Below are 12,900 nucleotides of genomic sequence, written 5' to 3'. Positions count from 1 at the left end.
GGAACGTCACCCGCGGTCAGCCGGACGGTGTCCGCAGACCGCGGGTGCGGATGAGCAGGTACAGGAAGTAGGGCGTGCCGATGACGGCCGTCATCAGGCCGGCGCCCAGTTGTGCCGGTGCGATCACGATCCGGCCGACGATGTCGGCGGTGCAGACCAGACGGTGATCCGGGTGCTCCGGACGGGGACGCCGAGCCCCTGGGCGGCTTCGTCGCCGAGGGCCAGGGCGTCCACCCGGCGGGCCGTCAGCAGCAGTCCGGCCAGGCCGACCAGGGCCACGGGCGTCATCTGGACGATCCCGTCGAAGCCGTTCTGGCTGATGCTGCCCTGGCTCCACTGGTAGAGGCCGTCGGTCTCCTCGGGGAACAGCAGGAGCAGTCCCTCGGTGACGGAGGACAGTCCGAGGCCGCGATCGGCCATGTCGTCGAGGAACGGGGCGTCGGTCAGGATCCGGGCCCGTCCGTTGACGCGGAGCACCTCGCTGCCGCGTGCACCTTGTCGATCACGAGAGGCTGGGGTTCCCCCAGCAACGCGCGAAGTTCCGCCGCCGACCCCAACTCGACCGTCCCGGACAAGCCGACTGCCCGAGTGGACCCCTCGGGCTCACAGCTTGGTGCCGAAGTTCTGGGTCCACCACGGGCCGCCGGCCCCGTCATGGATCCCCACGCCGATGTTCTTGAAGTCGCAGTTGAGGATGTTGGCGCGGTGGCCCTCGCTGTTCATCCAGGAGGTCATCACCGACTCGGCCGTCTGCTGCCCCTTGGCGATGTTCTCGCCGTACGTGGACCAGCGGTAGCCGGCGGCCGTGATGCGCTGGCCGGGATCGGCGCCGTCGGGGTTGGTGTGGTCGAAGAAGTCACGGGCGGCCATGTCGTCGGAGTGCCCCTGGGCCGCCTTGCGCAGCAGGGCGTCTCCCGTGAGGGCGCCGCAGCCCGCCGTCGCCCGCTCCTTGTTGACCAGGGCGATCACCTGGCTCTCGAGGTCGGACGAACCCGACTGCGCGAACGCTGTCTTCGAGGCGGACGGCTTCGGCGCGGAGGTCTTCGCCGGCGCCGACGCCGCGACGGTCCTGCTCTTGCCGGGACTCGGCGAGGGGCTCGCGCTCGGCGACCTGGACGCCGACGCGGACACCGTCGGGGAAGGCGAGGGGGACGGCGAGCCCGTACGGCCGGCGTCCGGTGTGGGGCTGTCGGAGACGGTCTCGTCGCTCGCGGGCTGCACGGCGGCGCTGTCCCCGGTCCCGCCCTCGGGCTGCATGCCGAAGTAGTAGAAGCCGCCGCCGGCCACACAGGCCGCCACGACCGCGCCGCCGACCGCCCGCCGGCGGGTGCGCCGCCTGCGACGGGCCGCGGTGCGGGAGGCGGTCCGCTCGCCCGCGGCGCCGCGCCGCCCCGACCGCACGGACACCCCGAGGTCCACGTCCCCGGCGGCCGGGGACTCCGCGGCGGCCAGGGCGACGGTGTCGACGGCCGAGCGCGTGTGCGACAGAAGCGCGGAGGACGCCGAGACCAGGGCCAGACCGGCCAGGAGGCCTTCCGCGGGCACCAGTCCGCTCCACAGGCCCGAGCAGCGGGCGCAACCGCGCGCGTGCCGGGCTATGCGCTTGCGCCACAGCGCCGAGGGCCGGCCGTCCCAGCCCGCGAGAGCGCCGCGCAGTTCCTGGCACGGCGGCTGCGCGTCCAGGGCCCGCACGACCACGCGGGCCGCCTCCAGTTGCGCCTTCATCCGCTGCACACGGACCGCGGTGTGCTCCGGCGACAGCGTCATGGCGGCGGCCGTCTCCGCCCGGGTCAGCTCGCCCGCGCACTCCAGCCACCACAGGGACAGCAGCCCCCGGTCGTCCGGCTCCAGCCAGCGGGTGGCGCGCGCGGTCTCCTGCCGCTGGCCGGACAGTTGGAGCTGCACGATGGTCAGGTCCACGAAGTCGGCGCCCGGATCGGCCACCGCGTCGGCCTCCTCCACCGCGCCCCGGTCGGGCTGTCGGCGGTTCCAGTGCGCGCGGACCTGGTTCATGGCGATGGCCACCAGCCAGGAGCGGAAGCTCTCGGGCTCCCGCAGCGAGCCCAGCGAGTCGAGGGCGCGCAGCATGGTGTCCTGGACGACGTCGTCCACGTCCACCGAGCCGTTCAGCGCCCGGCCCACGATGTTGTAGACCAGCGGAAGGTACCCGCTGACGAGCGCGTCCTGTGCCGCGTGGTCGCCCGCTCGGGCGGCGGTCACCAGCGCCGCCGCCTCCACCGTGTGCCGTTCAGTCATTGCTGCTTCCCTGTCCTCGACGCCGAACGATGCTGTCCGTCACTTCGGGGATCTCCGCGGGAGCACCGGATAACAGTTCTTCGGAAAGTTGTGCGAGGAGAGGTTCGCGGCTCCTGTGGCGTCTGTGCAATGGAGAAGGTCACATCCCGCTCGGGACGCACCGTTTTGCGCCGGAACGTGCCGTCACGGGAAACGGAACCGGCTCGTCAGCCCCCTGCCGTCGCGCCGACACCGCCCTCTTGAAGGCTCGATTCAGCATCCCTAGCCTCTTCTGGTGACTTCATTCACCCAAGCGTTCCGCCGCCCCCTACCTCCGCGCAGACCCCGGCACTTGTACCGGGCCCTGCTCCTGGCCCTCGGCCTGACGCTCCCCTCGCTGCCGTCGGCCGCCGCCGCACCGGTCGAGCCCGCCGCCGCAGCCGTTCCCCAGGTGTGGCCGACGCCCCGGCACCTTGAGGCCGACGGGCGTCGGCTCACCGTCCCCGACCGGGTGGTCGAGGTCGTCGGACCGGACACCGACCCCGCCGCCCGCCGGGTCGTCGAGGCCGCGTTGCGGGCCGCCGGGGCCGACCGGATCGTGACCGTCCCCTCCGGCGCGCGCCCGCCCGCGGCCGGGCTCACCGTCTTCGTCGGCGGCCCGGGCGAAAACCCGGCCACCGCACGGGCGTTGAAGGAACTGGGCGTCCGGTCGCCCGCCGGACTGCCGTCCGAGGGATACGTCCTGGCCTCCGGCCGGCACTCCGGACGCGCCCTGCTCGCCCTGTCCGGCGTCGACGCCACCGGCACCTTCTACGCCGCTCAGACCCTCCGTCAGCTCCTCACCGGCCCGCGCCTGCCCGAGGTGACGGTCCGCGACTGGCCCACGGCCCGGCTGCGCGGGGTCGTCGAGGGCTTCTACGGCACGCCGTGGACACACGCCGAGCGGCTCGGCCAACTCGACTTCTACGGCCGCACCAAGCAGAACGTGTACGTCTACTCCCCCAAGGACGACGCCTACCTGCGCGAGCGGTGGCGCGACGAGTACCCCGCCGCCGAGCTGGGCCGGTTGCGCGAACTCGTCGACCGGGCGGCCGCGAACCACGTCCGCTTCACCTACGCGCTCTCCCCCGGCCTGTCGGTCTGCTACTCCTCGGACGCCGACGTAGCCGCGCTGGTCCGCAAGTTCGCCTCGCTGTACGACATCGGCGTGCGCTCCTTCGCGATCCCGCTGGACGACATCAGCTACACGAAGTGGAACTGCCCCGCCGACGAGGAGAGGTTCGGCAGCGGGGGCGGGGCGGCCGGAGCCGCGCAGGCCGAACTGCTGAACCGGGTGTGGCACGACTTCTCGGCCGGCCGCACCGGTCTCCAGCCGCTGGAAATGGTTCCCACCGAGTACTCCGACCTCGCCGACACCCCCTACAAGAAGGCGCTCCGCGAGCAGTTGGACCCCGACGTCGTCGTCGAGTGGACGGGCGTCGGCGTGATCGCGCCCACCGTCACCGCCGCGCAGTTGCGGCAGGCCCGCACGGTCTACGGGCACCCGATCCTGCTCTGGGACAACTACCCGGTCAACGACTACGTCACCAGCCGTCTGCTGCTCGGCCCCTACACCGGAAGGGAGGCGGACGTGGCACGGGAGGCCGTCGGCGTCACCGCCAACCCGATGGTCCAGGGCGAGGCGAGCAGGCTGGCGCTGTTCACCTCGGCGGCCTACCTGTGGAATCCGGACGGCTACGACCCCCGGGCGGCCTTCCTCGCCTCGGTCGACGACCTCGCCGGAACGGCGAAGGCCGCGAAATGGCTGCGGATCTTCGCCGAGAACAACTACTCCTCCCTCCTGGACGCCACCGAGTCCCCGACGCTGACCGGGCTCATCGCCGCCTTCCGCACGGCGTACGAGCAGGACCGCGGCCTCGACCGGGCGGCGGCCGCGCTGCGGTCCTACTTCACCGACATGGCCGCCGCACCCGCGCAGTTGCGCGCCCGTCTCGCCGACCCCGGGTTCCTGAGCGAGACTTCGGCCTGGCTGGACAAGCTGGGCTCCTACGGCAAGGCCGGGCTGACCGCCGTCGAGCTGCTCCTCGCCGACAAGCGCGGCGACGCCGAGGCCGTGTCGACGTACTGGAACCGGCTGCGCAGCGAGCGCAAGACGCTGGACGCGATACCGCAACAGGTGTCGCCGGGCGTGATGGACCAGTTCCTCTACACGGCGATGATCCACAATGCCCCCGACCCCGGCGTGGACCCGTCCTTCTCCCCCGGCTCGCTGTCCTTGAAGCCCGGCGCGAGCGCGACGGTCACCCTCGCCCTCGCCGACCACGGCTCCACCGCCGCCCGGTCCGTCGCGTGGCGGCTCACCGTGCCCGCCGGCGTCACGGCGTCTCCGGCCGGCGGCACGGTCACCGTCCCGGCGGGCGGCAGCGCCTCGGCCACCGTCACGTTCACGGCCGCCCCGGACGCCTCGGCGGGCGTCCGCCCGGTCGTGGTCTCGGGCGGCTCGGGGGTGCTCACCCGGGCACTGCCCGTCCAGGTGACCGACGGCGCGGGAAGCCCACGGGCGCTGACCGCCGATTTCAGCGGCGCGTCGGTCAGTTCGATCGACCTCGCCGCCGGCACGAGCACCGAGATCAAGGTGGGCGCCAACCCGGGCGAGGTCGTCGTCGGCGCCGACGGGCGCACCGCGTACGCGGCGAACCAGGGGTCGAACACGGTCAGTGTGATCGACGTGCCGAGCGGGACGGTCACCGGCACGGTCGCGGTGGGCCGGGTCCCGGCCGGCCTCGCCCTCACCCCCGACGGCCGCACGCTGTGGGTGGCGAACTACACGGACGGCACCGTGCAGCCCGTCGACACCGGCACGCTGACGGCGGGTGCGGCCGTCGCCGTCGGCTCGGGTCCGGAGAACATGGCGATCACGCCCGACGGGGACACCCTGTACGTGGCGAACATCCACGACGCCACGGTCACCCCGCTCGACCTCGCGACCCGCACGGCCGGGGCGGCGATCCCCGTGGGTCCGTCCCCGTTCAACGTGGTCGCGTCGCCCGACGGGAGCACCGTGTACGTGTCGAACTCCGGCGGTTCGACGGTGACCCCGATCGACACGGCCACGAACGACACCGGTCCGACCTTCCTCGTCGCCGGCCAGGCCTACGGCCTCGCGCTCTCCCCGGACGGCCGGACCCTGTGGGTCAGCCCCAGCACGGGGGACACCGTCACGCCGGTCGACACGGTGACCGGCGCCCCGGGGACGCCGGTCACGGTGGGCCGCTCGGCCTTCGACGTGGCCCCCGACTGGAACGGCAAGACGATCTACGTCACCACGGCGGACGGCAACAAACTGGTACCGGTCGACACGGCGTCCGGCACCACCGGAACCCCGCTGCCGACCGGGGCCTATCCGCTGGCCGTCGCCATCACTCCGGTACCTGTGACCTGACGGTCGGGGACACGCCGCCCAGGGGCGCGGGGAACTGCGCGCCCAGCCCCCACCGGCCCGCAGGTCGATCACGCCCAACCAGCGGAGCTAACTCGCGGTGCGCCGGATCCGTCCGGCGTACCGCCGCTCCAGTTCCAGGTTCCCCTCGAAGCCGCCGGGCACGTTGGCGGAGACATAGACCGGCGGACGGTCGCCGGAGGCGAGCAACTGCGCGGCCGTCTCCGCGACCGTCATCTGGACCAGCAGCACCCCGGTCAGCGTGGACAGGGCGCAGACCGCGCCCCCGCCGGGGAGTTCGAGGAGGGCGTCACCACGGGGGGCCTTGTTGTCGAGGACGACGTCGGCGAGGTCGGCGAGCTTCCTGCCGCTGGGGTGGGTGGCCGGCACGGACCGGGTGTGGGCCAGCGAGGTGATCGCCAGCAGCCGGTGACCGCGCTCCTTGGCGTGCAGGGCCATCTCGACGATGACGTTGTTGACGCCTGAGTTGGAGATGACGACGAAGAGATCCTGCGGGCGGGGCTCGGCGAGCTCGTAGAGGCGCAGCGCGACGCCGGGCTCGCGTTCCAGGAGCGGGTTGTCGAGGCCGCTGGGGTGATCGCCGCCGAAGAGGACGAGGTCGGCCATCTGAAGGCGGTTGGTGGGCACCAGTCCGCCCGCACGGCCGGCGAGTTCGAGGACCATGGCCTGGGAGTGACCGGTGCCGAAGGCATGCAGGACGCCGTCCTGACGGATGCAGTCGGCGACCAGCGCGGCAGCGGCTCTCACGTCGGCGCGCGCGGACTCGGTGAGGTCGTTCAGCACGGCCAGGCTCTCGCGGGCGAAGCGGTCGGCGTTCACCGGCCCGGTCACCGGCTCGGTCATCGTCTCGCCCACCGGCTCGGTCACGGATTCGTCAGCGTTCTCGACAGACACCTGGAACTCCCCACTGGTGGATTGAACCACCCCGTACTCACCTACCGGTGAATCAATAAATCACAGGCTCGGCAGCGCGGGCAATGGCCCAGTTCGCCCCCGGGCGGAGCGGGCGATTTCCGGTCGTGGTATTCAGGCGTGCCTCTAACGGGTGGCTGATACCTTCTCTGCATGCCCTCGACCGATGTCACCACTCTCATCCGCACCGAGCTGCCCCGGCTGGCCGGCTCGCTGCGGAAGGTCGGCGAGCTGATCCTGGAGGATCCGGCCGCCGTCACCCACTGCTCGGCCGCCGAGCTGGGCCGCCGCACCGGCACCTCCCAGGCCACGGTTACCCGGTTCTGCCGGGCCATCGGCCTCGACTCCTACCAGCATCTGCTGATCGAACTGGCCCAGGAGCGCGGCCGCGGCGAGGCCTCCGACTGGGGCAGCGCCGAGATCGGCCCGGACATCTCCCCCGACGACAGCCTGGAGCGGGTCGTCCAGGTGGTGGGCACCGCCGATCTGCGGGCCATCCAGCAGACCATCGACCGCATCGACCTGGACGCGATCGAGCGCGCGGCCCAGGCCGTGGCCCGCGCCCGGCGCATAGACGTCTACGGGGTCGGCGGCAGCGGGGCGGTCGCCCAGGAGACGGAGACCCGGCTGTTCCGCATCGGCTGCGCGGTGCGCGGCTGGACCGAGGTGCACGGGGCCACCACCTCGGCCGCCCTGCTCACCCCGGCGGACGTGGCGATCGGCATCTCCCACTCGGGGGCCACCCGGGAGACGATCGAGCCGTTCGAGCTGGCCAAGGAGCGCGGCGCCACCACCATCGCCCTCACCGCCGACTCGCGCTCGCCGCTGGCCCGCGCCGCCGACGTACGGCTCATCTCGTCCTCCTCGGAGACCAGCTTCCGCACCGGCAGCATCGGCGCCCGGCACTCCGCGCTGATGCTCATCGACTGCCTCTACGTGCGGGTCGGCCAGCTCTCCTACCAGCGGGCGAGCGCCTCCCTGGCGCTGACGGACCACATCGCCGGGGCGCATGCGGTGAAGTCCCGGCGAACCCGCTGAACCGACCGGCGCACACCCGGCATGCATGGATGAGCCAACCGACATGGCAAGAAATGGTTGATTGAACCACCCCGCGATGCCAGGATGGGGCTCCGCCGCGCACTCCTAGGAGCCCCATGCGTGTCATGTCTGTCGAGTCGACCGAGCTCTTCACCGGCACGGAGGACCAGCCGCGTCAGGTGGTCGCCGTCGACGTCGAGCACGACCCCGGCCGACCGGTCCGGCTGAGCGTGGCAGGACCGGGTGTGCACAGCGTCGGGGAGACCGTCGTCACCGTCGGCGAGGACGGCACCGTGCGTGCCGAGATATCCGTGGCCGCCGACGGCCTCGCCCCGGGCGAGCGCCGCGAGATCACGGTCACCGCCGAGGACGGCGCTCTACTGGCCCGGCACACCGCCGAGTTCACGGTCGCCGAACCCGGCTGGACCATGTTCATGGTCAGCCACTTCCACTACGACCCCGTCTGGTGGAACACCCAGGCCGCCTACACCGAGACCTGGGACGTCGCCGACGACCCGGCCCGCACGGGCCTGGCCGCCCGCACCTTCGACTCGCGCGGCCAGAGCGGCATGAGCCTGGTGCGGGCCCACTGCGACCTGGCCCGGCGCGACCCGGCCTACACCTTCGTGCTCGCCGAGGTCGACTATCTCAAGCCCTACTGGGACGCCTTCCCCGAGGAGCGGTCCTTCCTGCGCCAGCTGATCCGCACCGGCCGGGTGGAGATCATGGGCGGCACCTACAACGAGCCCAACACCAACCTCACCGGCGCCGAGGCCACCGTACGCAACGCGCTGTACGGCGACGGCTTCCAGCGCGGGATCATCGGGGCCGCGCCGGAGACCGCCTGGCAGCTGGACGCGTTCGGGCACGACCCGCAGTTCCCGGGGCTGATGGCGGACGCCGGGGTCACCTCCAGCTCCTGGGCGCGCGGGCCCTTCCACCAGTGGGGGCCGACCCTGTCGGTGTTCGGCGAGGAGCCGCGCGATCCTCGACGCATGCAGTTCCCGGCCGAGTTCAGCTGGATCGCCCCCTCCGGGCGCGGGCTGCTGACCGCCTACATGGTCAACCACTACGGCGCGGGCTGGGCCATCGACAACGCGCCCACGCTGCCCGAGGCGGAGGCCGCCGCGCTCAGGCTCTTCCAGGGACTGAAGAAGGTCGCGCTGACCCGCAACGTCCTGCTGCCGGTCGGCGGCGACTACGCCCCGCCGTGCCGCTGGGTGATGGGCATCCACCGCGACTGGAACGAGCGGTACGTGTGGCCGCGGTTCGTCAGCGGCATCCCCCGGGACTTCTTCGCCGCCGTACGGGACGAGCTGGAGCGGGAGGGACGCACGGCGTCCCCGCAGACCCGGGACATGAACCCCGTGTACACCGGCAAGGACGTCTCCTACATCGACACCAAGCAGGCCCAGCGGCACGGCGAGTCGCTGCTCGCCGACGCCGAGGCCTGGGCGACCCTCGCCTCCCTCGTCACCGGACGCCCCTATCCCGACGCGGCCCTCGACAAGGCCTGGCGGCAGCTGATCTACGGCGCCCACCACGACGCCATCACCGGCTCCGAGTCGGACCAGGTCTACATCGACCTGCTCACCGGCTGGCGGGAGCTGTACGACCTGGCCGAGGCCGTGCACGCCGACGCGACCGACGCGCTGGCCCGCCAGGTGGTCGAACTGCCCGGCGGCGCGCCCGACCTGGTCGTCTTCAACTCCGCGACCTGGCGGCGCCGGGACGTGCTGAGCGTCGACGACCCGGGCCTGGTCCCGCTGGACGTCACCGGTCTGCCGCTGCCCGCGGTGCGCGAGGACGGCGTGCTGCGGGTCGTCGTGCCCGATGTGCCCGGCATGGGCCTCCGGGCGCTCTCCCTCGCCGAGGGCCGCGTGCCCGGCTGGACCGCGGGCGAGGGGACCACCATCCGCAACGAGTTCTACGAGGTGACGGTCGACCCAGCGCGCGGCGGCGGCGTCAGCACCCTGCGCGCCCGCACCGGAGGCGACGGCGGCCGGGAGCTGCTGCGCCCCGGGGACATCGGCAACGAACTGGTCGTGCAGGAGGAGTACCCGAGGCACCCGCGGTTCGGCGAGGGGCCCTGGCACCTCACCCCGACCGGCACCACCGCCGCCCGTAGCCGGGACGTCAGCGCTGACATCGATGTCGAGCACTCCCCGGCCGGCTCCCGCATCACCGTCCGCGCCGACCTGGGCCTGTTCCGCTACACCCAGCGGCTCACCCTGTGGGCGGGCGTCGACCGGCTGGACGTCACGACGACCGTCGACGGCTACGACGGCGCCGACCGGCTGATCCGGGTGCGCTGGCCCTCGGACGTGCGCGGCGGTCTGCCGGTGCACGAGGTCGCGGACGCGGTGATCGGGCGCGGCTTCGGGTTCGTGGAGGTGGACAGCGAACAGTTCCCATGGACGCTGGACAACCCGGCCAACACCTGGTTCGGGCTGGGCTCCACGGCCCGGGTCGCCGTTCACGACGGCGTCGGCGCACTGCTCGGACACCGCTCCATCGGCGTCGCCGAGCTGGTGTTCGCCGACTGGGACACCGCCGGCGCACTGGGCACGTCACTCGCCGCGGCCCTGGTGCGGACGGGCGTCACGGCGACCTCGACGATCGCGGGCGGCCCGCGCTACGGCGATCTGGAGGTCGACTCCAACCTGCCCGACATCCGGATCGCCGTCGGCGGCCCGGAGCGCAACCCGGTGGTCGCCGAGGCCCTCGGATGGGACCCGGCGGCCGCCCGCGAGCTGCGCCGCCAACTGGCCGAGGACGGCCTCGCCACCGTGTGGGTGGCACCCCGCGCCTCGCTGCGCGAGGAGTGGGTGCCCGGCGCCGACCTGCGCGATCTGGAGCGGCTGCCGCTGCTCGTGGTGGCGGGCGCGGGCGCGCAGGACGACGCGAAGGCCGTCGACGCGCTGATCGCCGACCTGGACGACGCGACCGTACGGGCCACGGCGGCCGGCGGCGGCGAGGCGCTGCCGCCGGGCGACTCCTGGGACGGCCGGGGCTTCGCGGTCCTCAACCGGGGCACGCCGGGCTGTGTGGTCACCTCCTCCGGCGACCTCTACATGTCGTTGATGCGCTCGTGCACCGGCTGGCCCTCCGGGATCTGGGTCGACCCGCCCCGGCGCACCGCCCCGGACGGCTCCGCGTTCCAGCTGCAGCGCTGGTCGCACACCTTCGAGTACGCGGTCGTCGCGGGCGAGGGCGACTGGCGCGACCTGGGCTGGCCGCGCGCCGGGCATGCCTTCAACCGTCCGTTGACCGCACGGCTGCGGGAGCCGGGCGACACACCGGCCGGCCTGCCGAGGTCCACGGCTCTGCTGACGCTGCGGCCCGAGGGCCGGGTGCTGTTGGACGCGTTGAAGCCGGCCGGATCGCCACTGGCCCGGGGCGGCACCACGCCGGTGGACCCCGCGCGCGGGGTCGCGGTGCGGGCGCACGAAGTGGACGGCCGGCCGGTGCGGGCGCGGCTGACCGGCCCGACCGCGTGGGCCGAGGGCGTTCGGGCGGACGTGCTGGAGCGGCCCGGTGAGCCGCTGGCCCCCGACGGGGACGGCGCGTTGGAGGTGGACCTGACGGGCTTCGAGGTGGCCACCGTGCTGGCCGTACCGGTCGACGGGCGGCCGGTCGAGGGCGCCGGGGTGGCCGCGCACGAGCCGGCCCAGCCGGTGTACACCCGCTACTGGCTGCACAACTCCGGCCCCGCGCCCAGGGGGAACCTGCCCTTGGCCGTCTATCTGTCGCCGGGCGTGCTCACCGTCGACGGCCCGGTCACCGCGACCGTCCGCGTCTCCTCCGAGCTGACCGACGCGCCCGTGTCGGGCACGGTGACGGTGGACGTGCCGGACGGCTGGAGCGCCGAGCCAGCCGAACTGCCGTACGCGCTCGGCCCGGGCGGCTTCACGCTCGCCGAGGTCACCGTCACCCCGCCGCCGGACGCCGTGCCCGGCCGCCATCGGCTGGCCGCGCGGCTGACGTACGGCGGCCAGACCTACGAGGACGTCGTGGCCCTGGACGTGCCCGGCGAGGCCGCGGAGGGCGGCCCCGACGGGCGGACCGGGCCGAGTCTGCTGATGGAGCTGGGCGTCGACCGGGTCCGGGTGCGCCGGGGCGAGCGGGTGCGGGTGCCGGTGAGCCTGCGCAACACCACCCGGGGGCCGGTGAGCGGCACCCTGTGGGCGCTGTCGTCCTGGGGCACCTGGGCCGGGGTCGGACCGGGCTGCCAGGGGTTCGTGGTGGCCGCCGGGGACAGCACGGTGTGCGAGGTGGAGGTGGACGGCTCGGCGCTGGCGCCGGGGTCGTACTGGCTGATGACGAAGGCCGGTTGGCACGGCTGCGTGGCCTACTCGGAGGCGGTCGTCCTGGAGGTGACGCCATGAGCGGACCGACACCGACCGGCGACCGGACGCCCACGGACAAGCACACGCACACGCACACGGCCGCAGCGGAGGCGACGTCATGAGCAGATCGACCACGGCCGGCGGCAGGGCCGTACCCCCGGAGCACCGGGGCGCCCCTCCGGAGCCCCTGCCGCCCGGCCCGCACGCGCACGACCTGGCCGGCGGCCACGGTACGGGCGGGCCTGCGGTGGCGGCGGTGGTGAGCGGGGACGAGGTGCCGGCGGCGCGGGTGGACGCCCTGCTGGCGGCCGTCCCGGCCCGGGACCGCGAGACCCGGCCGGAGGCCCTGGCGCGCGCCGAGCGGCAGCGCAGACGCTGGGCCACGCAGGTCGTGGTCACGGACGAACTCGCCCGCCGGGCCTGCGCGCAGCGCGGTCTGGCGCCGCCGGCCGAGGTGTCCCCGGCGCGGGTCCTCGCCGTGTCCGGGACCGATGTCGCCGACCTGGGCAGCATCGTCGCGGTGGCGCTGGCCCACTCCCCCGCCGCGCGTGCCCTGCTGCTGGCGCTGGAGGCCGAGCAGCAGGTGCCGGAACGGGCCGTGCGGGACTACTACGTCCGCAATCGCGACCGTTTCCTCACCCGTGAGGCGCTGCGGCTCGGGGCCGACCCCTACGGCGAGCTGGGGCCCGCCGACGTCCTGCCGTACGAGGACGTCCGCGACGAGGTGGTGCGGGAACTGCGGCGCGCGATGGGCCGGCAGGCCTTCTTCGGGTGGCTGGACCGGGCCCGGACCGAGGTGGCGTACGCGCCCGGCCACGAGCACCCGGGCGACCCGTCCCACCCCGACCACGAGCACCGGCACTGACGCCGTCGCGGTGGCGGCCGCTGACGCGCCGGTAACCGCCC

Annotated in this window: 6 protein-coding genes and 1 pseudogene; 4 read left to right on the top strand and 3 right to left on the bottom strand. The window is 73.6% G+C overall.

Annotation, left to right across the window (positions count from 1 at the left end; all coding sequences use genetic code 11):
• Positions 1 to 16 precede the first annotated feature (16 nt).
• Positions 17 to 420: pseudogene (locus ACWD4O_RS24430) on the bottom strand (iron chelate uptake ABC transporter family permease subunit).
• A 183-nt stretch (positions 421 to 603) separates the two neighbouring features.
• Entirely contained in the window at positions 604 to 2,256 is a 1,653-nt protein-coding gene (locus tag ACWD4O_RS24425; RefSeq protein WP_451282788.1) for a sigma-70 family RNA polymerase sigma factor, read from the bottom strand.
• Positions 2,257 to 2,530: 274 nt separating this feature from the next.
• Here ACWD4O_RS24425 and ACWD4O_RS24420 point away from each other — a divergent pair, with 274 nt between their 5' ends.
• The gene (locus tag ACWD4O_RS24420) at positions 2,531 to 5,677 is read left to right on the top strand and encodes a beta-N-acetylglucosaminidase domain-containing protein (protein ID WP_451282786.1); all 3,147 of its coding nucleotides are present in this window, start codon (positions 2,531 to 2,533) and stop codon (positions 5,675 to 5,677) included.
• Between the two features lie 87 nt (positions 5,678 to 5,764).
• On the opposite strand, the gene ACWD4O_RS24415 is transcribed toward ACWD4O_RS24420, so the two are convergent.
• Entirely contained in the window at positions 5,765 to 6,538 is a 774-nt protein-coding gene (locus ACWD4O_RS24415; RefSeq protein ID WP_451282948.1) for a sugar isomerase domain-containing protein, read from the bottom strand.
• A gap of 222 nt (positions 6,539 to 6,760) precedes the next feature.
• Between ACWD4O_RS24415 and ACWD4O_RS24410 the strand changes: the two genes are divergently transcribed.
• The 3 genes from ACWD4O_RS24410 to ACWD4O_RS24400 all read left to right on the top strand — a co-directional run bounded on the left by ACWD4O_RS24410 (position 6,761) and on the right by ACWD4O_RS24400 (position 12,859).
• Positions 6,761 to 7,645 (top strand): MurR/RpiR family transcriptional regulator, encoded by an 885-nt coding sequence (locus tag ACWD4O_RS24410; protein WP_351907340.1) that lies wholly within the window; start codon positions 6,761 to 6,763, stop codon positions 7,643 to 7,645.
• 116 nt (positions 7,646 to 7,761) lie between these two features.
• Positions 7,762 to 12,033: a glycoside hydrolase family 38 N-terminal domain-containing protein gene (locus ACWD4O_RS24405; protein ID WP_451282785.1), complete on the top strand. Its 4,272-nt coding sequence runs from the start codon at positions 7,762 to 7,764 to the stop codon at positions 12,031 to 12,033.
• A gap of 79 nt (positions 12,034 to 12,112) precedes the next feature.
• Entirely contained in the window at positions 12,113 to 12,859 is a 747-nt protein-coding gene (locus tag ACWD4O_RS24400) for a peptidyl-prolyl cis-trans isomerase (protein WP_451282783.1), read from the top strand.
• Positions 12,860 to 12,900: the final 41 nt, after the last annotated feature.

The organism is Streptomyces sp. NPDC002623, from assembly GCF_053592635.1.
The sequence above is the reverse complement of the archived record's forward strand: the minus strand, read 5'-3'. Positions and strand labels throughout refer to the sequence as shown.